Consider the following 24,100-nt stretch of genomic DNA (forward strand, 5'->3'; position numbering starts at 1 on the left):
ATTAGAAAATCCAAATTACAAAAAATTGAATTCAGTGACATTTACATGAAAAAATATTATACCTCCTTTTTATTGGTTTTATTGATTACGGGGTGTGCCACGTACAGGACTAAGTACGCAGATATAAAGGATGCAGAGGATATAGCCCTGAACAAGGAAGTTCGGCATACGTTCTATCTCATTGGTGATGCCGGTCTATCGCCTTTGGGAGATATGAACCCTGCCTTAAAAATCTTCAAAAAACGACTGGACAAGGCTCCAGAGAACAGTACGGCGATTTTCTTGGGAGACAACATTTATCCTGCCGGTCTGCCAGATCCAAAGGATTCTACCATTGCCTACTTGACCGCAAAGAACCATTTGGACGCCCAATTGAAAACACTAACGAATTTTAAGGGAAGAAAACTCTTCATTCCTGGAAACCATGATTGGTACACGGAAGGTCTTATTGGACTTAATAGGGAGGAAGAATATATTAAGGAACAATTGGACAATAAGGACGCCTTTCTGCCCAAAAACGGTTGCCCAATTGAGGTTGTTGAAATGAACGAGGAATTAGCCCTTATCGTCTTGGATACGGAATGGTACCTCACCAATTGGAACAAGAGACCGGATATTAATGACAAATGTGAAATAAAAAGTAGGGAGAAGTTTCTTTTGGAGCTGGAGGACGCCATAAAGGACCATAGGGACAAGACCACCGTTATTGCCATGCATCATCCCATGTCCAGCTATGGTCCCCATGGAGGTCAGTATTCCTTTAAAAAGCATTTTTACCCTAAGGATTTGCCCGTACCGCTTCCAGGTCTTGGCACTTTCATTAATGTACTAAGACGAACTTCTGGCGCTTCTACGGAGGATATGGGAAATAAAAGATATTTGGACCTAGTGAAACGGGTAACGACCTTGGCACAATATTCGGACAAGGTGATTTTTGCATCGGGTCATGAACATACCTTGCAATATATCGTAGAAAATAATATCCCCCAGATTGTAAGCGGGTCAGGAGCAAAGGAAGGTGATACTAGATTGTTGAACGGTTCTCGGTTTTCAACGGGAAGAATGGGCTATGCCACCTTGGAAGTTTATTCTGACGGTTCCTCCAGAGTACGTTATTATGGCGTTGGCGTTAGTGGGGAAGAGGAGTTTCTTTTTACTTCGGCGGTGTTACCTCCGGACGCACAAAAAATAGATACCCTATATCCAAAAGTGACGGACAAGGAAGTGAAAGCATCGGTCTATACCAAGGAAGAGATTGATAAATCCGGTTTTTTTAAAGCGATTTGGGGAGAACGTTACCGCAACTATTATGGACGGGAAGTAACCGCCCCCGTAGTCTATATCGATACACTTTTTGGAGGACTTAAACCGGTCAAAAAAGGAGGGGGGCATCAATCTAAGTCATTACGGTTAAGACACTCCTCCGGTAAGGAATACGTAATGCGTGCCTTAAGAAAACTACCGGAGCTTTATTTACAGTCCATGGCCTTTCAAAAACAATATGTCATGGAAGATTTAAAGGATACCTATACCAAAGAATTATTGGCCGATTTTTATACAGGGTCCCATCCCTATGCGCCCTTCACTATCGGTAGACTTTCCGATGCCGTGGGAATACTACATACCAACCCCGTACTTTATTACATTCCCAAACAAGAAGCATTAGGGCAATACAATGATGTCTTTGGTGATGAGCTCTATATGATCGAGGAACACGCCGGCGACGGACATGGCGATTTGGAAAGTTTTGGGTATTCCAATGAATTAAAAAGTACGGACTCCATGCTGGAAGACCTTCGCGATGATGAGAAGTATGGGGTAGATACAGATGCTTACATTAGGGCCAGATTATTCGACATGGTCATTGGTGATTGGGACAGACACGTAGACCAGTGGAGGTGGGCAGAATTTAAGGAAAGTGGCAAGGTCATATATAGGCCTGTTCCGCGGGATCGCGATCAAGCTTACTCCCAAATGGGCGATGGTATTTTAATGGGGCTCGCCACACGTATCATTCCAGGTCTAAGGTTAATGGAAGGGTTTAATGCAGAAATTAGGAATGTTAAGGGATTTAATTCATCCCCAAAGACCTATGTTTTGGATTTGGCCCTATTGTCTGAAAGTACCATGGAGGATTGGAAAAAGCAGGCCAAATTTCTAAAACAAAATTTAGATGAAAGGACCATTGAGGAAGCATTTTCTTTTTTCCCCAAGGAAGTTCAGGATGCAGGGGTGAAAGAAATTAAAAGAATTTTACTATCTAGATTGCAAAATGTGGAAAGCACGGCCGCACAATATTTTAATGTATTGAACAAATTTGCCACGGTTGTAGGTACGGACAAGGATGATTGGTTTGTGATAACCAGGTTGGATAACAGTAGGACCCAAGTGAAGGGCTTTAGAATAATCGACGGCGAGAAGAAAAAGCAATTCTTCGATAAAGTGTTCAACACTTCCAGTACCAGTGAAATTTGGATTTATGGCCTAGATGATGATGATATTTTTGAAGTAGAAAACCCTAATAAGTATAAAGGAATCAAGGTAAGGATAATAGGAGGTCAGAATAATGACATATATAGGATTAAGAATGGCCGGGGAGTTGCCATATATGATTATAAAAGCAAGAAAAATACTTTTGAGGAAATCACCAACGCAAAGGTAAGGTTGACGGACGATTATCCCGTAAATACCTATAATCCCTTAAATATTAGAAGTAGTAACAATCAAGTATTGCCTACTATTGGTTTTAATCCTGATGACGGTGTCAAGATAGGTTTTTTGGATACTTATACCTATAATGGATTTCGCCAAAATCCTTTTACACAGCAACATACTTTCAGGGCAGCCTATTATTTTGCTACCAGTGGTTTTGAGCTTCAATATAATGGGGAATTCGCAAATATATTCGAGCATTGGAATTTGGAACTGCAAACCAGGTTTACCACTCCTAATTTTGCTATTAATTTTTTTGGATTTGGAAATAATTCCGAAAACCTTGACGATAATCTTGGATTGGACTACAATAGGGTTCGACTTCAAAACTTTGAATTTGCGCCGTCCATGGTCTGGAGGAGTTCTTTAGGTGCAAAATTTCAACTAGGACTTTCCTATGAAGCTATAGAAGTCGAGGAGACGGCCAATAGGTTCATTAATACTTTTTATCAGCAGAACGGGCAGGAAACTAACAATAGTTTTGCAGGAATTCATGGAAAATACTCCTACCAAAATCATGACAACAAAAGCTTTCCAACAATGGGTATGGAGACCTCGATAGAGGTAGGTTTCAAGGATAATGTTAAAGAGGAGGGAAGAAATTTTGGATATTTCATACCCAGCATTTCCTTTGATTATAAATTGATTCCTAGCGGACGTTTGGTAATGGCAACCAAATGGAAAGGCCATTTGAATATGGGCAATGGCTATGAATTCTATCAGGCAGCCAGTATTGGAGGTACAGATGGTCTAAGGGGCTATAGAAACCAGAGATTTACGGGCAAGGCCTCTTACTATCAGAATACGGATATTAGATATAGTCTAAGAAAAATGAAAACCAGAATATTACCTACTGCTTTGGGTGTTTTTGGAGGATTTGATTATGGTAGGGTATGGTCACCAGGTATTGCTTCCAATCAATGGCATACATCATATGGTGGTGGCTTCTTTCTTAACGGCGCAGATATTCTTACATTGAATATGGCCCTGTTCTATGGTGACGAAGGTCCTCGTTTTACCTTTGGGCTGGGATTTGGTTTTTAATTAGGCATTACTTTGCTCAAATCCAGAGAATAAAGATTATTTCCTGTTCCGCTGGACCGTTCATCGGATAGTAATATGGTATCTTCATCCATAAAACAGATGGACTCCAGTTGGGTTCTGATTCCCAAATCTATTTGCTCAACTTTACCATTGGTAAAGTTGTCCCAAGTAAAATCCGTAAAAATGAAAAGTTTTCCGTAGGTGAGGGCAATGATTTTTTTTCCGCTTGGGGAAATGTCAATACCTGTTATTTGGCAGGTCTTCCAATCTGAACACAAGTTTATTTCAGCGACCAAAGTAGCATCATATTCTCCTTTTACATCTGGTACACTATAAATATAAGCCTTTCCGGTAAAGGGGTTGGACCTATTTTTAGTAACGATAAATACTTTGTTGCCATGATGAAAGATGGCTTCGGCATCAAAAAAACGTTTGGACTTCTTCGGTGGGAATTCCTGTTGATTCGGATAGCGTAGCTCTATTTTTTCGGCATCGATTTTGTCCCCAGGTTCTATTTCCGGATTGGGAATCTTGTATATTTTTAAATTTTTACGGCTGTTATTGTTATTGCCTATATCGGCTATGTAAACATTCCCCAAATGGTCCTTGGCAAGATCTTCCCAGTCATCATTGTCACCATTCTTCATCGTAAGGGACTTCAAGATGTTCCCCTTAAAATCGACTTTATAAAGTACATCTTTGTTACCACGGTCTTCAATAATCCAAACGGTTGAATCCTGTAGGCTTACCATACCGGAGTTTTCCTTAAGGCTTCCAGGTAAATCCGTAATTACCTTTAACTGTCCATAATTTGTGCAGGAAAAAATGGTAAGGGATAGAAATAATAGACACGTTCTGACCATATTGAAAATATATTGATAAGAACGTATGAATTTACGAATCTAAATTTAAACTACTCCTGATTTGCCGCGACGGAATTGACGCTTTTCATTTTTATTTTATCGATAAGCAATGCGCCTAGTTCTCGGCCTTGCCCCACACCAACTTCTACAGCGGCTCTGTAGTGAATGCCCCCGTACATTCTACTTATTGCGGCTTCATCAGCTGCTTGATTGAAAGAGGTAAAACTTCTTATGGGAAGTCCGAACGGCAGCTCCGTGTCGTCATCAAAGCTGAAATCGTTACCAAAGATATCGGTCAAAGCTGTGGCGGCGGCACCGGAAACTACGCTATGTCCGCTCGTATATTCAGGGAATGGAGGTGTTTGTAAGATTGGAACCCAGTTCTCATCAATGTGTTGATTGATCAATGTTTCTGGACGAATCAGGTTACTTCGATACTTTTCATCCCAACAACTAATAAATGCATCGGCGATGGCCATGGAGGTTTTGGTATATGCGTACACCGATTTCTGAAAATCACTTTCGGTATTCCTGCATGCTATTTTTGTAATACCAATCCAATGGGCACCTGGGGTAATCTTTTTGGTAGCGAACATCAAATGTCCTCGGGTAACGGACACATATGGGTTACAATCCCAAAACTTAGCTATGGCTACCTCTTCGGATTTGTCACCAACAGCGGTAATTCTGTTACTGGTTTCATATACCTCCAGGAGTTCTTTATAGAATTGGGAATTTTTGTCCATGGAAAAGGCTGGTGGAGGTACTGGCTTAAACTGAGCCGCCGAGTCCAAAAAGAAAGGACGAATCTTGTTCCAATGAGGTTCGATGCCATCCATGTAGGCTGGTGGGGTGGGTTGCCATCTGGCAGGGTCCTCTGTATTTACTGTGAATTTTGGCATAGTGCGGGTTTGACTATAATTGTCCTTCCCCATCCATTTTTTTATATGTTCTGCTACTTTTTCCCCGTAGGCCTTGGATGCTTCAAATTCGACCTTGTTAGTGGTTTGCCATTTATTAAAAAGGCTATCTTGCAATACTTCAAATTTATCCTCGGAGAAAATCAACTGCTTACTAATGTTCATGTGTGCAATCAACGCAGCCAAATTAGGATTTACATTGGGGAGTGAGTCTATTTTAGGTATTGGGGTAAGCTCATTTACCTGTCCGGCCAATGAATTATATTCTGGGTTTACCTGTGCCACTATTTCATAGGCCGCAATATTGGGATACGCGAATATTCTACTGGCCACAGGCGGGGAAAATATATCATGTATCATAATCTCGACGATCTTATCGATAGAATTATGTAAATCTTCTGCCGTAACATTTATTGGTTCATTGCTTTGAGGCTTTTCCTGTGAACAGGAAAGGAAAAAAAGAATAAGCAAGATGGCCGAAACTTTCTTGAACATAACGAGTTAGTTTTTGTTTTTCTGTGAAATCATTCCCAAACAGTAGGCAAAATTACATTATTTTGACTGCTATTCAATTCTTTAGGATTAAAAATGGGTGTTAATGGACAATATTAAGCTTTCATTAATCTTTTTTAAAAATTTCTTTAGTCCCAATGTTCCCTAAAAGGGACCTGTGGTGGATGAAGTGTCTATAGGCATATAGATTTCCGCTACCCATTTACTGGAATCCCCTCCCATATGTGGATTGTTTTGGAAGACCTCCAAAGGGTTTTCCTTCAGTATAATGTTGTTCTTTTTGGCATAGTTCATCAAGGCATACCAAGCACGGTCCGAAGAAATATAATTACCATTGAAAATGGCTTTTAGCGCTTTTTGTTTGGCTAGTTTTTTATATTTGATTTCTCCTAAATTGGGCAGTGTATCCATTTGTTTAATCGGAAATCCAAAATTATAGGTAATACTATCCTTTTCTTGGTTCCAATGCAATACCTCCAGCATGGGCGGACCGTCCAATTCAATTTTATTTTTAAAAAGCATATCGGCAATAAAATTATTATTATCCATCATGCCCTGACCTTTAAGATATTGTTCGCTGCTCAAGTTTACATAAGCTAACATTTTGTTAGGTGTCTCCTCATACCCTACAATGTTTACCTTGAAATTATCAACATGGTCTTTTAGTACGGTCATAAAATTATATACCGTTTTCTCAGATCGCTTCACGAAATCAGTTTTTACAAAAGGCACTTTCAGCCTATTTATGATACTGTTTTTGAGATTATTATCCTTTACCCTTACGGATACTTTTGAAAGTGAGTCATGAATTGGTATTATGGACCAGTGATAATCATGGACCGAGTCTGAAAAAGCAAAAGTTTGTAAAATATTATTCGGGTCCTCCTGCTTCAAGACAGTTGTACTCTTTAAACCCTTGCCCCAAAGCTTTATGGATTGATTTATGGTTCCTGGTAAGGATTTGGACTCAAAATTGATAATGTAATCAGATGGTTTAACAAACAGGTACCATAGAGAGAAAAGTAAAAAAATGAAGAGGATGATTTTTATACTTTTTTTCATAATCGATTTTAAAGTTTACCTAGTTATAATTGATTTTATTGGGAACTGCGCCTTGTCTTTAGGGAAGTATCTTATATAGTTGGGCCTTTTCATTATTGAATGTGGCCAACAAATAAGGATGGTCATGAAAACGAAGAATATTAAGGTGTCTTAAGGATTTAAACATGAATTTCAGCCCTAACTCGTTACCCAAAATGATATCATCAGAGGAATTGATCAATGCACCTGGGAAGGAATCAAACCGGCCATGGTAAGGCTTAATACCAAAATAGTTGCCTCCGGCCAATACTTCTTGATCTCCATCGCCATCAAAGTCATATTTTAAAAACGCCAAAATAGGGGCCAACTGCATTTCAAAAGGGAAAGCTACAAACTCAAATTTCCCATTCTCATTTTTTAGATAACCTGATTTTAAGTTGGTTACGGTTAGGACCGTGGATTCATCAAGGGTGTCTTTACCAAGTACATCTTCGATGGATTTGCCGGCAAACGCGGCATAGGACGTGAATTTTTTTCTTAGGAATACGAGTTGACCGGATAGTTCATTAAGTCCGTCGATTGGATAATACGCATCTTGATTGTAGTTACATACAATAGTCTCCGTATTTCCATTCCCATCAAAATCATGATAATACATTTTCAATGGATGCTTTTTAGAAGCAGAAAATTTGGAATTCGTGCCCCAATTGCCCAATAGATAATCAAGATCACCGTCTCCATCCATATCAAAACTTTGTATACTTTGCCATAGACCGTTCAAATCGTTGGATACCAAATTATCATCCCAAATAAAGTTGCCGTTGTTATTCTTAAGGAATTTTGGTGCCATCCATTCACCTATAACAATCAAATCGGTTTGTCCGTCTTGGTTATAATCCTCTGCAATGGCATCTGTAACCATACCCAATGACTCAAAGATTTTTTGGTTTTTTAAGAAATACTCACCATTATCATTTACCAGTATATATGAATCCGCTGGTCTTCCAAAATCTCCGGAAACGGATTGGCTTCCGATGAATAGGTCCAGATCGCCGTCTCCATCAATATCAATGGGAACTATAACCGAAGTGTTGCCATACAGTTGAGGAAATTGAGAACTCGCGGCTGAACCTTCGTTGGGTCCAATGGTATAGTAGCTGTTGGTCAATGGCTTTGCCTGCCCGTAAAAATCGGCACCTCCTGTTCCAATTAATAAATTGGGCGAACTATCCTTACCCTGCTTCAAGATTAGAGAAACCACGTCTTCTTTGACCGAGTCCTGTTGAATATTGGGATAGGGCATTTTCACAAAACTGGAGTCCTGTTGGATGAATATCTGGGAAGGAATGAATTTGGAACTTCCAAAATAAATATCGTCCTTACCATCATTGTTCAAATCCCCAATGCTAGTTGCTGGTCCACGGTCTGAGGTTTGGTAGGGGATGAGCTTTTGCCGATTGAAATCGGTATAAGAATCTTCAATATGTGCAAAATCAATACCTAGATTATCTTCTACAACGGTGAATAATGTTTTGGTAGCAGATGTATTTGTCTTGTTATAGGGCTGGGTGTTTTGTGGCGATACTTCCAAGGTTTGATTTACGGAAACATTTTTAAGTATTTGGTAGGATAGGTCAGGCCAGATGATTTCTAATGAGTCTATTGTTGTCAATTGGTCAAATCCAAAATGAATAATAGGTTGAGAAGAAGATTGAAATCCCCGAACGGTGTAGAGCTCCCTAAACTGCATACTGCCGTTTGCGTAAGATGTTACTTTTGTTCCAATGCCAAAAGGATTACCTTCCTTATAGGTTAGTTTTAGCTTTAGGTAATTGGAACTATTGTTGGTTTGGTTTTCGTAAAAGGTAATTTCACTGTTCAGGTTATTGGTTACTATGTCCAAGTCACCGTCGTTATCCAAATCCCCAAAGGCAGTTGCTCCGGAAACAAGGGTGTCCTGAGGAATCCATTTCGTGGACTGGTCTAGGAAAGTGGCTCCAGAGGTCCCTTGAAAGACTTTATTGGCAATATTACCGGATGGCATTAATTCCAATGCTTTTTTATCAATGAGATTCGTATTATTTATTTTCTTTTCTACATTGTCATTGGACAGGAAATTAATGTAGTCCAAATCATTTGGGCGTTTTGGGATTCCGTTACTTATGAAAAGATCTTGTTCCCCATCTTGGTCATAGTCCCCAAATAGGGCGCTCCAACTCCAATCTGAAGCTGCGACTCCACTTGCAAGGGCACTTTCCATAAATGTGCCGTCCGGTTGGTTGAGGTAGAGCATGTTACGGGTAAATTGGTAGTGATAACCATAGTCGTTGATACGAAGTTTTTGAACTTGGATATTATCATCCCCTTCGGAAGATTTTAGCACTTTTTCGTCCTCAGGTAACATATCCAAGGAAATCAGATCGGGACGACCGTCATGGTTAATGTCCGCGACATCACTACCCATGGAAAATCTAGAAGTATGGCCAAAATTTGTTCTTAGACTTTCTGTAAAGGTCCCATCTCCATTGTTTAGGTAATAATAGTCATCCTCATGAAAGTCATTCCCAATGTAGAGGTCTGGATATCCGTCCATATTGAAATCCGAAACGGCTACCCCTAGTCCGTAGCCATTGATGCCTCCAAATATTCCCGCTTCCTCACTTACATCCACAAACTTCCCGTTATCGTTCCTGAGTAACTTATCCCCGGTTTCGTAATTTCGTTGATATCTAAGTTTTACATTGCCAAAGGTATCCTGGGTGTGAACGGCGTGATTCAATAGATACATGTCCAAATCGCCATCCAAGTCAAAATCCAAAAAAGCGGCGTTAGAGCTGTACGATTCAAAATCCAAACCATAGGCAGCAGATTTTTCAATAAATGTACCGTCGCCCTGATTTATGAAAAGCTCATTATGTCCGTTAAAACCATTGAGGCCAACAACAGCACAAATATAAATGTCCAGTAGTCCGTCACCGTTTACATCGCCCATTACTGAGCCCGTGTTCCAAGAGCTTTTACCGGCTACTCCGGCTTTCTCTGTAATATCCTCGAATTTTAGATTGCCTTTGTTGAGGTACAATTTATTTTCAAGTTGATTGGCGGATAAATAAATGTCCGGCAACCCATCATTATTAATGTCTCCTATAGCAATACCTCCACCGTTGTAGAAATAGAGATAGTCCAGAATATTAAGGTCATCCGTTTCCTTTAGGGTGTTGGCAAATTTGATACCGGTCTGTTCCGAAGAAGCTTTTTTAAAGACCTCTCCTGAATTTTTATCGGTACAACTTATAGCAATCAGTAACGTAAAGAAAACTATGGATTTAATTCTCATGAAGGCTATAGATTTTCGGGGCAGCATTATTTATAGCCGCAACAATAAATTGATTTCCGGATTTATCCTTAAGTATTTTGAGATGTTTTACTTCATTCCTAATGAACAATCCACTTTTATCATAGTTTTGCCATTCAAAACCAAGTTTTCCATCCCCTAAAAGAACATTGCCGTAATTGGCATCCAATCTTGAAAATTGAGGCTTAAATTCAAAATTGTTTCCTGCCATGATAAGATCAAGGTTGCCGTCCCTATTTACATCTGCACATGCTATACCACAAATACAGGAAAATTGGACTTGTGGAGGTAAGATTTTTATAGAGAATTCACCATTCCCGTCGTTGATGGCAATAACGGACTCTGAGGTCGAGGCCGTTTTGACGATGGAATTATCCATAACGCCTTTTGAAAATAATCGGTCTATGGTTCTTTTTGCATAATCCGAAGCTTTAATGTTTTCTTTTTTAAGGGCTAATATCTGTGTCGTTAACTCCTTTTTTTGATGTAGCGGGTAATCGCCCTCGTCATATCTTTGGGTTACAATTTGTTCAATGGTGCCATCATTGTCAAAATCGTTTACCCACATCTTCATGGGATTTCCTGGGGTTGGTTTATAATGTAGATTGCTTCCTGCGTTTCCCAATATCAAATCTACATCACCATCATTGTCCAAGTCCTTTGCATCAATAGCGCCCCACCAACCGCTGAGGCTATCTAGGCTGGTATCCCATTGACTAAGTCTACGTCCGGAATTTTTAAATATTTTAGGTGTTCCCCAATCAGAAACTGTAATCAGGTCTTTTTTATCGTCAGAATCTATATCTACCCAAATCGCATCTGTGACCATTCCAGCATTTTTTAAGTCATAGGCAGATTTTTCGGTAACGTCGGTAAAGGTATTGTCCCCATTGTTTTGGAGCAACAAATGATTTGGGTCTACGCCATAGGTACTTACCACACTTCTGGAGCCAATAAAAATATCAGGGTAACCGTCACCGTTGAAATCATTCGTGGCAATAACGGATATATTCTTATTGGTACTGGGTAATTTTGTGTCCAGTAGGGAAAAATTGGCCTTACCATCATTTAGATATATTCGGGCATAGTTGGAATTTTGCATCCCTATTTCATTTCCACCGCTTCCAACAATTAGGTCAAGGTCTCCATCGTTATCCGCATCAAAAAAAGACGCGGAAATGTCCTCGAGATCTGCTTCTTCTGTAAAATAAGATGTAATGGGCCGTCCTATTTTACCATTTCCTTGATGAAGGTAAAGGGCAGCAGACTGTCCCCGAGCACCTCCAATGAAAAGGTCTTCATTACCGTCACCATCCACGTCACCAGTGGCCATGGCTGGACCTTCTTGGGCCAAGGATTTATAGATAAGCCCTTCATTATTGAAGTCGTTATATTCATTTTCCTCATGGGATACAAAATAAGGATTGTTCACCTCTTGCATTAAGGGCACGATATCTGCCTTTTTTGGTAACATGTATTTTGAATCGGCTTCTTTTCGGTTTAATGTAAGGGTTTTGTTGGCCTGTACATTTTCCAATTTCTGGGTGTAGTCATCCGGCCAAATGATACGGATAGAATCTATAACTGAAGTTTTTCCCAGTCCAATGGTCATTGGGTATTCTACCGAGGATTGAAATCCGCGGGAAGGTATTAACGTTTGCTCTATGATGTGGTCCTTAAAATAAAGTTTGGCGACCGTACCTATAGCGAATTTGTTTTTATCCAATCCTATGAACTTTAGTTTTATATAATTATTTTCACTTTCCTTTTCGGAGTTATTTCGGTAAATAAAACTTTCCATATTTACATTGTTCACTACCAGGTCCAAATCCCCATCATTGTCCAGATCCCCGTAAGCAGCTCCATTTGATTTTGAGGGCAGCTCAAATCCCCATTCCTTATTGGCCTTTTTAAATGTTATGTCGCCATTGTTTTTATAGGCATAATTGGGAAGCGGGGTTACCGGCATTTTATTGATGATGGAATCAATAGATTCCTTTTGCCCCGTTAGTGCCATTTTTTGGATGATTTCATTGGCAAAAAAGTCTACAAAATCCAAATCGGTCAAATCATGGTTTATACCGTTTGTGATAAAAATATCCTTAAGACCGTCGTTGTCCATATCGAACAGAAGACCGGACCAGCTCCAGTCCGTAGCGGCAATTCCACTATAATAGGCAATCTCTGAAAAGGAACCGTTGCCATTGTTTAGCTGTAACGTATTCTGGATATACTGTTGATGGAAATCTTTTTTTTGCTTCAGTTTGAAAATATCATAGTTTTCGAACTCTACGACGGATTTAATCCTTTGGTCGGGCTCAGGAAGCATTTCGGTAATAAAAATATCGGCCAACCCATCATTATTGATATCTGCAATGTCTATGCCCATTGCGGAAAGACTTAGGTGGTTGGTCCAATTTTTAATTTCTTCCGTGAAGGTGCCGTCTTGATTGTTGATATAGAGGTAGTCCCTCTCATAGAAATCATTAGAAATATAAATATCAGGGTAAAGATCTTGGTTTATGTCTGTAATCATTACTCCTAAGCCAAAACCGATTAAGCTTCCGTATATTCCTGCTCGTTCACTAACATCAGTAAACACACCATTGTCATTTCTCAATAACATGTCACCTGCACCCCTAAAGATCTTAGGTACACCCTCCCAATCCTGGGCACGTACATCCCTTTGTTCCGCATAGCCAAGACTGCTCACGGGAATGTTGCTATTATTGAGGATATAGGCGTCAAGGTCACCGTCCTTATCATAGTCGAAAAAGGAAGCATGCGTTGAAAAACCTGTTTTCGCCAAGTTGTATTCTGCCGCACTTTCCGTAAAGGTCAAGTCCCCATTGTTTATGAAAAGGTCATTGTCATGGTTGTTACCTTCCATATTTCCGGCATTGCTTACGTAGATATCCAAAAATCCATCATTGTTGATATCGGCCATGGTAACACCGGTGGACCAAGGTTTATTGCCCATGACACCTGCAGATTCCGAAATATCCTCAAACTGAAAATTTCCTTTATTCAGATACAGGCGATTGGATACCATATTTCCTGTTAGATAAATATCGGTAAGTCCGTCGTTGTTTATGTCTCCCAGGGCTACACCACCACCATTATAAAAATTGCGGTATTTAAAGATGTTAAAATTCTTTTGGTTTTCAATTTTGTTATAAAAGTTAACTCCCGTACTATCAGGTGACATTAAAGTGAAGAGAGTATCTTCCGTTTGATCAGATTCATTTTTCTCGCTGGACTTTTTCTTGCAGGAGAAGCCTAGCAACAGTAAAAATAATAATATGAGAAGGTTGTACTTATTCATCCGAATTATTGTAAATAAAAAATGTGGGCGAGTCATTATTGCGCGCTACAATGAACGCCTTTTTAGTTCTGAGTTTAATTTTTTTTATTTCTCTCGCCGCTCCATCAATTTCCAACATTTCATATGCCCCCATATAAGGATTTTCGATTTTTTTTGAATGGTACAAAATTAACCCATGTAAGGCGTCTAAACGACCTAATTGGGTGCTAATTTCAAAGGTGTTGCCCACAACAAACAAATCCTTGTACCCATCATTATTAAAGTCGTTAAAAGCAATATCCTGTATAGATGAAGCTTGTGCGATAAGCGGTAAAGGTTGTTTGGTAAATTTACCGCTGCCCTCGTTTAGGAACAAACAGCTTCTTAACTCAAACACAAATTTTTTATCCGCATTTTTAAGTAAACTATTACCGAACATATCTTCAATACTAGCTTTGGCAAAGGAATCATAGGAAAGAAAAGTCTTGTTTAATGAAGGTATTTGCTTAACAAGTTCATCCTTGGAGGAAAAAGGGGTTTCTATATTCCCATGATAATAAGTTATTAAGGGATCCTTTTGACCGTTGGAATCAAAGTCATAATTATAAAGGGTTATTGGTTTTTCTTTTGAAGCTTTAAACTTGGTATTAGTGCCCCAATTCCCCGCTATAAAATCTTGGTCTCCATCATTGTCCACATCCATGGGAATTATAGTGTTCCACCAGCCATTTGTGGTATTTAATTCAGGTGATTCCAAACGTTTTAATTTTTTACCATCATGTATAAAAATGGTAATGGGCATCCAATGTCCGGCAACCAAGAGATCTGCTAAACCGTCTCCGTCAATATCCGCCCATTTTACATCTTTTATATTGCCCAAATTCTTTAGCTCAGGTACAACAGTTTCAATGGCATTGGTGAATTTTCCATTTCCGTCGTTTAAAAGGAAATATTGTTGAGGAGTTTCGCCATACTGGGACGGTACTTGGTCAGAAGTTAAAACTACATCCAAATCTCCGTCATTATCATAGTCAAATGGAGCTACTTTTGAAGCATTTAGATCAATATTTGCAAAAGCAGTTTCGTCTTCGATGAAATTTCCTTTTATATTTAGATATAACCTTGGTTTTAATGGTGAACCGTTAAGAAATTCGTTTCCGCCACTGGCAACCAAAAGATCTTGATAACCATCACCATTGGCATCAAAAAAAGCACTGGCTACGTCTTCGTTGACTGCTTTTGACTTAAATAATTCCTTTTGACTTTCTGTAAAGGTTCCATTTTTATTTTGAAGATACAGTTTGGAAGACTGCATTTTAGCTCCTCCTATGAAAAAATCCTCCAATCCATCTTCGTTTATATCGGCAACGGAAATTGTAGGTCCCTCGTTAGAACTGGCAAATGGAACCAGAGGTTCCCTGTTAAAATCCAAGGTCTGTTTCTCCTCATGTTGAAAATCTATGGATAGTTCTTCATTATTAAGATAAAAATGAACAGGAACACGTTTTCCTGATTTTAAACTGTCCAAACCTTTTTCGTAGGCAATCAGTTTTTCTTGGTTTGCTTTTAAATAGTTTAATTTTTTAACGGTCTGATCGGGCCAAACTATAACCAAGGAATCTATTATAGAATCCTTGCCAATACCGAATATTAGGTCATTTGAACCGGAGGAGAGGTAGTTATTGGAGGGAAATAGCTCTTGATATTGCTCCTTGCCGCTGGAATAGACATATACTTTGGATCCTATACCGTAGCTATTTTTTGCAGTACCCTTTAGCTTTATTTTTATAAAGTTGTTGGTTTTAAGATTGTTTTCAAGGATACTTACCTCATCATCCAAATTGTTTACAACAATATCTAAATCTCCATCGTTATCTAAATCCGCGTAAGCGCAACCGTTGCTGAAGGATGGCTCATTTTCAAACCAATGAGAGGTGCTGTTCGTGAATGTTAGGTCTCCATTGTTTTTAAAAAAATAGTTTGATGCCTTTTTCTCTGGTATTTCGTTGATTAAGGGCATATCTGTATTTTTCATGCCGGCATCTATCCTGCGCTGGATGTCCTCATTGGCAATGAAGTTCATATAATCCATGTCATTGGTAGCCCCTTTTATTCCGTTGGTAATAAAAAGGTCTTTATGGCCATCATTGTCAAAGTCCGCCAATAATGGTCCCCAAGACCACTCTGTTGCCGAAATGCCACTTAAAAAACCAATTTCCGAAAAGCTGGAACCTGAATTATTTAGGTGTAGGGTGTTTTGCATGAATTGTGGGGCAAAACCATTTTTTAAATATTGTTGATAAATGGGATAGCCATATTCCAGCCCTGAGGTTTTATAGGTCTGCAGATCTTCGGGAAGCATATCCAAAGAAAGAATATCAGGAAATCCATCATTATTGATGTCCGCAATGGCATTTCCCATGGAGTAGTGGGAGGTATGACCCAACTTTGTGCCATCAAGGGATATTACTTCCTTAAAAGTGCCGTCTTGTTGATTGATGTAGAGATAATCGTTTTCAAAGAAATCATTGCCGATATAAACATCGGGATACCCGTCAAGATTAATGTCCGAAATGGAAACCCCCAGGCCATATCCGCTTTTACCTTGAAATATTCCGGCTTTTTGACTTACATCGGTAAAATGGCCATCGATATTCTCATAGAGTCGGTCTCCAGAAATGGGGTCAATTTTTGACCTATTTTTTCCTTTCCCATAATTTAGGTTCGGGTGGACCGAATGGTTTAATAAGTACATATCCAAATCCCCATCAAGGTCATAATCGAAAAATACCGCTTTGGTTGAAAGTCCTTCAAAATCCAAACCGTATTCAGATGCCAGGTCTTTAAATGAGGGGTTTCCGGACCTGTCCAAGCCTTGGTTCACCAAAAGCCTGTTCTTTCCTTTCAATGCTCTATATCCTGAGGCTTGGCATATATAAACATCCAGAAAACCGTCGTTATTTATGTCTACCTGAGTGACGCCTGTGTTCCAATTACCCATATTTTCATCTAAGTCCAAAGAAAGTTTATTGAACTTCATCTTTCCCTGATTTATATATAGTACTGGAGATACTTGGTTTCCGGACAGATATAGGTCTGCAAGCCCATCATTGTTAAAGTCAGCTGTAATTACGCCTGCTCCATTATAATAATATAGATAATTAAGGATGTTCAGTTCTGGACTCGTGTTAAGTTTATTGGAAAATTCGACACCAGTGGTATGGGACGGCAACCCTTTAAAAAGTTTGTCCTCATCAGTTTTACCGCAACTTATAGAAAGTAGAAGTAAACCGAGATATATCAGATGTTTTTGCATTAGGGCAAACAATCGAAAATGAGTGTAAAGAAATAAATTTATTAGCTTTTGAAAGGAATTTTTAACCTTGTGCTAACTGTTTTAAACTTTCATTAAGTTTTTTTATTAAAAAAAGAATCCCTTAACAGGTAAGGGATTCTTCTATATTTAAAAAAATGAACTACTATTCGTAACCTGGATTCTGTACCAAATTTGGATTGGCCAAAAGCTGAGGTAGTGGAATAGGGAATAACAATCTTTTCTCGTTTCCAATTTCCGCTTCATTTTTAAATTCCCAGGCTCTAAGATATTGACCAAAACGGATAAGATCGTTTCTTCTCCACCCCTCCGTATACAATTCCCTTGCTCTTTCATCCAAGATATCACTTTCGCTCACCGAACCTAAGGGATTGGCATCTCTTAACACACGTAGGGTGTTAATCATCTCCGTTGGGTCACCACCTGTTCTAAACATAGCTTCGGCTTTCATTAAATAAGCATCTGCATATCTAAATTGAACTTTATGTAACCTGGTTTCGCCAAAACGAGGGTTATACTTAATAATACGTATACCGGTTCTTTCACTGTTGTTTATCAAGTTAGTGGCTCCTGTACCATCAACAAAATCTCTAGTAAATGCCAAATCAACCCCTTGTCTGTCCTGTAATTTGGTACCATCTAAATCATATTGCTGGTTTATCAAAAACCCAAAACCTACATTAGACCCAAACTCATAACCTTCCACATCTTCTGTAAACTCTCTACCAGTAAAAGGAAGTCCTTCTGATGGAACTCCTCCACGTCTAATTTCTTGTTCATCTAATGGAGTAAGATCTGTTTCAACTCTATTACTTTCCGGATCTCCTTCAAACAAATCATAGTATTCAGCCAAAGTACTGAATCCGTTCCATCCACCACCGCCGGCTAAACCGTATTGGTTCAAGTGCATTGGAGCATAAATCACATTTTGAACGTTAGATTCCGTAAACCAAATAGTTTCTTTGTCTGGACTGGCTTTGAAAATTTCAAAATAATTTTCGTCCAATTCATAGCCATCTGCTGTGATGGCATCTACCAAAGAGATAACTTCCGCCATGTCACCCGCGTCAGGAGACCCTCCTCCTCCCGTAAGTTGGTTTATATAAATATGCTTATTTAATAAGATTTTGGCCTTTAAGAATCTTGCGGCCGCTTTACCTGGTCTTTTTAATTCGTCACCAGAATTTCCTGTAAGTGCCGGTAATCCTGAAATACAGGCGTCTAAGTCGGCTAAAATAAAATCGACAGCTGCTTGTCCGGATATAACTTCTGGAAGTGCAGTAGAGGGTAAACTGGTATCCCTAAATGGAATTTGACCGTAAAGATCTAATATCCGCCACATGGCATAGGCTCTTAGGAACCTAGCTTGCAGTTTTACGTCCTCTGGAGAATTACTTCTCTCGTCCAAAATTTGTGAAGCGGACAGCTGGTTTTTGTTCCATTGTTCAAAGGGTGTAATTACATCTGAATCTTCCAGTCCCCACTCTTGCTGATGTAGTTTTCTCCAACGTCCGTTGTCGCCCCAATCCGCACCTCTAGTGGGGATAATCTGGGCATCTGTAGTAACCTCGTTAAGGGCATATGTATTTGCTTGATCGGCTAATTGACCTCTAATATCTCCATATAAGGCTTCAAGTGCAGAAGCTGGGTTTTCTAATCCTTGGAAACCTTCCGAAATGAAGGAATCGGTTTCCTCTATTTCCAAATCGGTACAGGACACCAAGCCCAGACCTAAGAGGAAACTGGTTAAATAAATTTTAAATTGAACTTTTTTCATAATGTAAACAATTTTTTTAATTAAAATGAGGCGTTAATTCCGAATGTAAATGTACGCGGGTTAGGGAACGTCATAAAGTCGATACCCCTACTTGGAATTTCTGAAGCATTTAAATTACCGGTATTTACAGTCACTTCTGGGTCAATTCCACTATAATCTGTTATTAAGAACAAGTTTTGTCCAGTTAGTGAAAACCTTAAACTTTTTAATGCGCCTTCACCGGATAATGGAACCTTATACCCAATGGATGCGTTTTGGAATCTCACGAAATCACCTTTTTCCAGGAACCTGGTAGAAACTGCAGTGGATGCTCCTGGATCTTCTCCTAAGGCAAGAACATTTTGTGTCACATTCCTTGCTGTACCCAATTGACCTGCATTAAAGAATGAGTTTGCCGTGTTGTTGTATACGGAAAAACCGAATTGTCCTGAAAAATAAGCTGCTAAATCCCAATTTTTATATCTAAGATTTAAGGAAAGTCCACTTGTGATATCCGGTAATGCATCCTCTCCAACAAATGTTTTATCCACATCAGGATCGCCAACACCGTTTCCATCAATATCAGTATATACGGGGTTTCCAGTACTGTCAAAACCTTCAAAAATAGCCATGTAGTAGGAGAATAAGGACTGGCCAGCTTCAAAACGTTGAGCGAAAGCACCGGTTAAACCAGGCCCGTTAATTGGCCCAGTATTGATGGCACCTGCGAAATCCTGGATTTCATTTTGGTTGTAGGCAATATTGAAATTGGCCGAGAAATTTAGGTCTTCTTGTTGTATGAAATCATACCCTATAGCAAACTCTATACCTTGATTTATAATACTAGCATCCACATTACCAAACTGGAAAGGCGTTATTGCTGGAAATGCGGGAGGAGTCCTTAGCAACAAATCTTTCGTGTCTCTACGATAAACATCTATGCTACCATTTAGCCTGTCACTATTAAATCCAAAGTCCAAACCTACGTTAAAATCCAAGGTACTTTCCCATTTAAGTTCCGGATTGTCCGTAGCTACAATCGCCAATCCATTTTGCTGAACCACAGCATCATTATTACTGCTAAGGTCTCCATAACGTTGTCTTGCTACAAAGTTACCATATCCCAATCCGGCTTGGTTACCCGTTAGACCTGCACTAAGCCTTAATTTTAAAGTGGAAACATTCTCACCAATAAAATCTTCTTCTCCTATTTGCCAAGCAAAAGCTCCAGATGGGAAATAACCGTACTGGTTTTCTGGTCCAAACCTTGAGGAACCATCCGCCCGCATTGTGGCGGTAAAAAGATATTTACTGTTTAAACTGTAGTTAATTCTTCCAAAAAAGGATTGTAGCTCATCTGTATTGTCAAAAGTATCCGCTGTAACTGCATTCACTAACCTATCAAAGGCATAAGGAATATTGTCAGTTCCTGAAGTAGGAAATAAACGGTTTACGACTAAATCCGTAGTGTTGGTCGCATAGTAAAATTGCTGGAATGAACCATCAATGGTACTTTCGGCACCTTCAACTGAACTTACCAAGTCGTCTCCCATTTGATTAAGGTCTGTAGTACTGAATCCTCTGCCTGTTGTGTTGCGGCCTTGGGTCCTAAAATCTTGGTAGGCATAACCTACAACGACATCTAAATTGGAATTTTCAAACTCCTTAGTATAGTTTACGGTTGTTTCCAAGGTTTTATTATCCCTGTCCAAAGTGTAAAAGGTACCAAAACCATTATCGGTAATCCCAGGGTAATTAATCATATTTGCGGATTGTACGGATACATTTTCACTTTCGGATTTATCATAACCTGCATTTACTTTAGCTGAAATTTCAGGAGTAAACTTGTATTCTACCGAACCGTTCAATAAAAATCTATTTGTATTGGTTATGTTCTGAGACTCCAATAATAGGTTAATTGGGTTTCTGGAAACACTTCCTGGAGGTTGAAAGGTTGCGCTAAGTGGCCAAGTTGGGTTGGCAGAATAAGCAGCACCTAAAATATCACCCTCAACCCCCGCACCAGAATTCAAAGGAGGTTGGGATTTGTTAACCCTGGAAATCGAAGATTGTAGCGTAAACAACAATTTGTCATCTAAAAATCGTTGATTTAAGTTTAGTCTACCTGTGATTCTTTCGAATTCTGATTTCTCAATAGTACCAAATTGTTTGGAATAACCAAAGGTAGCTCTCACATTTCCAGAACCGTAGTTATTGGAATAAGAAATGTTATTATTGGTAGAGGCTGCAGATCTAAAAATTACCTCTTGCCAATCTGTGCTTGATCCAAAATCGTTAGTTGAAACATCACCATCCTGATATAACGGCAATGCGGCCATAAACTCATCTCTATCCAACAAATCGAACAACCTTACCGGTTGTGCAACACTTAGATTGGTAGAAAACTCCCATGAACCTTTAGAAGCTCCCTTACCACTCTTGGTTGTAATGATGACAACACCATTGGCACCACGTGAACCGTAAATCGCCGTTGCCGAGGCATCTTTAAGTATGCTCATGCTTTCAATGTCATTTGGGTTTAAGAAGTTCAATGGGTTACCCACTTGTCCACTTCCCGTTCCACCTGCGTTGGAACCTACCGCTTCGGTATTTTCTCCAAATAACGGAACACCGTCAACCACAAAAAGAGGGTTGTTGTTTGCCCTTACCGAGTTGGCCCCCCTAATGTTAATTTGAATTCCTGCTCCGGGTTCACCCGTGGTTTGCTGAATATTAACACCGGCAGTTTTACCTTGTATTAATTGTTCTGGTGACGAAATGTTACCACCATTAAAATCCTCGGAAGTTACAGCGGAAACAGATCCTGTTGCATCCTTCACAGTGGTAGTACCATAACCAATAATTACAACTTCTTCCAAAGCTTCAGCGTCTTCTTCCAAAGTAAAGTTTATAGTTGATCTGCCGTTTACAGATACTTCCTGAGTTTTGTAACCTATATAGCTTACCACTATAACGGCGTCATCACCTACCGAAAGGGTGTAGTTTCCATCAAAATCAGTTTGTGTACCGTTTGTTGTTCCCTTTTCCAAAACACTTGCGCCGGGCAAGGGGCCAGAAGCATCGGAAACGGTACCGGAAACCTCTTGTGCCTGTGCAATCCCGAAAGACAAAAATGTCCCGAGAACAACTAGGCTTTTTAGTAGCGTAATCTTCATAAATTGTTAATTTAAGTTGAGTTTAATTAATTTCAAGAGTTAAAAATATGTAAAAATGTCAAAAACACACGTGTAGAGGAAAATATATAGTTACGAAACCGTTTTCGTGTTAATAACTTTTAAAAAATTAAAGGTTTGTAAATCTTGAAGGTATCAAAATATTCATTTCGTAAAAATAATAGACCTAAAATGTGAAAATGCAATTTTATACAAATATATAGATTTAATTTTTCCTTAACCTTTTCTTGTCAAATATTTAATGGAATCCAAAAACATTCTATTGAATGGGTTATAATTATTAATCTAAAATTTATGTAATTTCCCCTCAATTATTCCACCTTATATTATTTTCCAATTGAAAAAAAGAGTCACTTTAAAACAAATCGCAAGGGAATTGGAAGTTTCTGTCTCTACGGTTTCCAAAGCGTTGAAGAATAGTGAGGAAATAAGTAGGGATACCAAAGACAAAATACAGGCATTCGCCAAACTTTATAATTACAGACCCAATAATATTGCCCTAAGTCTAAAGAACAAGAATACCAAAAATATTGGGGTTATCATTCCGGACATTGTTCATCATTTTTTTACGACTGTTTTTAGGGGTATTGAGCAATATGCCGGTAAAAAAGGATATAATGTGATGATTTGTGTTTCTGATGAATCCTTTGAAAAGGAAGTATTGAACATGGAGTTGTTGGCCAATGGGAGTGTAGATGGCTTTATACTATCATTATCTGCGGAAACCCAGGAAAGAAACGATTATAATCATATTAAGGAGGTTTTGGGCCAAGGTATCCCTGTGGTTTTGTTCGATAGGGTTTCCAAAGATGTATTGTGTGATAAAGTTATTCTTAACGACCAAGAAATTGCCTATGAGGCCGTTAAGGTCATGATAGGTTCCGGAAAAACTAAAATTGCTTTGGTAACTACTGAAAATTACTTTAATGTTAGTTCCAATAGGGCCCAGGGTTTTGAAAAAGCCATAAGGGATGCAAACTTAGCTTTTGACGAAAATCTTATATTAACGCTACCATATCAAAGTGAGGGTGATGAGCTAATTAGGGATTTTTTTGAAAGCAATACAATTGATGCAGTCTTATGTGTTAATGAAATTTTTGCCATTAAATGTATGGACGTCGTGCAAAGACAGGGAAAAAGAGTGCCTGAAGATATTTCCTTTATTGGTTTTACCAATGGTATTTTGTCCAAATATTCAACTCCAAGACTTTCTACAGTGGCTCAACATGGTGAAAGGATGGGGGAAACCGCCGCAAAGTTGTTGATTGATCGAATTGAAAACGATGTAGATGATAATTTTAGGACCGAAGTAATTTCCGGTACTCTAATTCAAAGGGATTCAACCATCAATTAGTTATTTTTGCCACAATGGAAAGAAAAGGATTTATTTTTGATTTGGACGGTGTTATTGTGGATACGGCCAAGTATCATTACCTGGCCTGGAAAAAATTGGCCAATGAACTCGGTTTTGAATTTACTTTGAAGCAAAATGAACTTTTCAAGGGAGTGAGTAGAAAACGCTGCCTTGAAATACTTTTGGAAATAGGAAATATCAATGCCTCACAAGAACAATTTGACCAATGGATGGTCGAAAAAAATGAGGACTATCTGCATTATATAGAAAAAATGAATGCATCGGAAATTTTGCCAGATGTTCCAAAAGTGCTTGAATTCCTTAAGAACAGGAAGCTTCCCATAGCCCTTGGTTCAGCTAGTAAAAATGCCAAACCTATTTTGGAAAAAGTAGGGCTATTATCCTATTTTGATGTCATAGTGGATGGGAATAATGTGACTAAAGCCAAACCGGATCCTGAGGTTTTTTTAATAGCCTCTTCAAATCTTGGTGTTGAACCAATAAATTGTGTGGTCTTTGAGGATGCCGTAGCTGGTATACAGGCCGCTAACACGGCCGGTATGGTAAGTGTTGGAATAGGTGATTCCAAAACCTTACATGAGGCAAACTATAATTTTAGGGATTTTAGGGAAATATCTATAGAGTTTTTGAATACACTTATATAATTAGGTTACCATACCACTATAATTAATCAACGCTGTTTTTTTTAA

Annotated in this window: 11 protein-coding genes; 3 read left to right on the forward strand and 8 right to left on the reverse strand. The window is 39.0% G+C overall.

Going from position 1 to position 24,100, the window contains the following annotated elements; genetic code table 11:
• Window positions 1–45: 45 nt before the first annotated feature.
• Entirely contained in the window at window positions 46–3,756 is a 3,711-nt protein-coding gene (locus CJ263_RS10355) for a metallophosphoesterase (protein ID WP_094997197.1), read from the forward strand.
• Here CJ263_RS10355 and CJ263_RS10360 read toward each other — a convergent pair.
• From CJ263_RS10360 to CJ263_RS10395, 8 genes are all read right to left on the reverse strand, one after another.
• Window positions 3,753–4,619: a hypothetical protein gene (locus tag CJ263_RS10360; protein WP_094997198.1), complete on the reverse strand. Its 867-nt coding sequence runs from the start codon at window positions 4,617–4,619 to the stop codon at window positions 3,753–3,755. The genes CJ263_RS10355 and CJ263_RS10360 overlap by 4 nt on opposite strands.
• A gap of 50 nt (window positions 4,620–4,669) precedes the next feature.
• Window positions 4,670–6,034: a vanadium-dependent haloperoxidase gene (locus CJ263_RS10365; protein WP_094997199.1), complete on the reverse strand. Its 1,365-nt coding sequence runs from the start codon at window positions 6,032–6,034 to the stop codon at window positions 4,670–4,672.
• Between the two features lie 162 nt (window positions 6,035–6,196).
• Complete coding sequence (locus CJ263_RS10370) at window positions 6,197–7,114, reverse strand: GyrI-like domain-containing protein (protein WP_094997200.1); 918 nt, start codon at window positions 7,112–7,114, stop codon at window positions 6,197–6,199.
• A gap of 58 nt (window positions 7,115–7,172) precedes the next feature.
• On the reverse strand, window positions 7,173–10,430 hold the full coding sequence (locus CJ263_RS10375) for a VCBS repeat-containing protein (protein ID WP_094999211.1): 3,258 nt from the start codon (window positions 10,428–10,430) through the stop codon (window positions 7,173–7,175).
• Window positions 10,420–13,773: a VCBS repeat-containing protein gene (locus tag CJ263_RS10380; RefSeq protein ID WP_094997201.1), complete on the reverse strand. Its 3,354-nt coding sequence runs from the start codon at window positions 13,771–13,773 to the stop codon at window positions 10,420–10,422. The genes CJ263_RS10375 and CJ263_RS10380 overlap by 11 nt, the downstream gene beginning before the upstream one ends.
• Window positions 13,766–17,068, reverse strand: a complete 3,303-nt coding sequence (locus tag CJ263_RS10385) for a VCBS repeat-containing protein (RefSeq protein ID WP_094997202.1) — start codon at window positions 17,066–17,068, stop codon at window positions 13,766–13,768. Before CJ263_RS10385 ends, CJ263_RS10380 begins: the two co-directional genes overlap by 8 nt.
• Window positions 17,069–17,231: 163 nt before the next feature.
• Window positions 17,232–18,863: a RagB/SusD family nutrient uptake outer membrane protein gene (locus CJ263_RS10390; RefSeq protein WP_094997203.1), complete on the reverse strand. Its 1,632-nt coding sequence runs from the start codon at window positions 18,861–18,863 to the stop codon at window positions 17,232–17,234.
• Window positions 18,864–18,883: 20 nt separating this feature from the next.
• Window positions 18,884–22,018, reverse strand: coding sequence for a SusC/RagA family TonB-linked outer membrane protein (locus CJ263_RS10395; protein WP_094997204.1), 3,135 nt, complete (start codon window positions 22,016–22,018; stop codon window positions 18,884–18,886).
• Between the two features lie 355 nt (window positions 22,019–22,373).
• On the opposite strand from CJ263_RS10395, the gene CJ263_RS10400 reads away from it, so the two are divergent.
• Both CJ263_RS10400 and pgmB read left to right on the forward strand, forming a co-directional pair.
• A complete protein-coding gene (locus CJ263_RS10400; protein WP_094997205.1) occupies window positions 22,374–23,390 on the forward strand; it encodes a LacI family DNA-binding transcriptional regulator in 1,017 nt (338 codons plus the stop codon).
• A gap of 14 nt (window positions 23,391–23,404) precedes the next feature.
• Window positions 23,405–24,055: a beta-phosphoglucomutase gene (gene pgmB, locus CJ263_RS10405; protein WP_094997206.1), complete on the forward strand. Its 651-nt coding sequence runs from the start codon at window positions 23,405–23,407 to the stop codon at window positions 24,053–24,055.
• The last annotated feature ends 45 nt before the right edge of the window (window positions 24,056–24,100 follow it).

The sequence above is a fragment of the Maribacter cobaltidurans genome (assembly GCF_002269385.1).
Lineage (GTDB): Bacteria > Bacteroidota > Bacteroidia > Flavobacteriales > Flavobacteriaceae > Maribacter > Maribacter cobaltidurans.

Bases quoted from the DNA above. Each gene is read 5' to 3' on its own strand.
- CJ263_RS10355 (WP_094997197.1), top strand. From the start codon at position 46: ATGAAAAAATATTATACCTCCTTTTTATTGGTTTTATTGATTACGGGG.
- CJ263_RS10360 (WP_094997198.1), bottom strand. From the start codon at position 4,619: ATGGTCAGAACGTGTCTATTATTTCTATCCCTTACCATTTTTTCCTGC.
- CJ263_RS10365 (WP_094997199.1), bottom strand. From the start codon at position 6,034: ATGTTCAAGAAAGTTTCGGCCATCTTGCTTATTCTTTTTTTCCTTTCC.
- CJ263_RS10370 (WP_094997200.1), bottom strand. From the start codon at position 7,114: ATGAAAAAAAGTATAAAAATCATCCTCTTCATTTTTTTACTTTTCTCT.
- CJ263_RS10375 (WP_094999211.1), bottom strand. From the start codon at position 10,430: ATGAGAATTAAATCCATAGTTTTCTTTACGTTACTGATTGCTATAAGT.
- CJ263_RS10380 (WP_094997201.1), bottom strand. From the start codon at position 13,773: ATGAATAAGTACAACCTTCTCATATTATTATTTTTACTGTTGCTAGGC.
- CJ263_RS10385 (WP_094997202.1), bottom strand. From the start codon at position 17,068: ATGCAAAAACATCTGATATATCTCGGTTTACTTCTACTTTCTATAAGT.
- CJ263_RS10390 (WP_094997203.1), bottom strand. From the start codon at position 18,863: ATGAAAAAAGTTCAATTTAAAATTTATTTAACCAGTTTCCTCTTAGGT.
- CJ263_RS10395 (WP_094997204.1), bottom strand. From the start codon at position 22,018: ATGAAGATTACGCTACTAAAAAGCCTAGTTGTTCTCGGGACATTTTTG.
- pgmB (WP_094997206.1), top strand. From the start codon at position 23,405: ATGGAAAGAAAAGGATTTATTTTTGATTTGGACGGTGTTATTGTGGAT.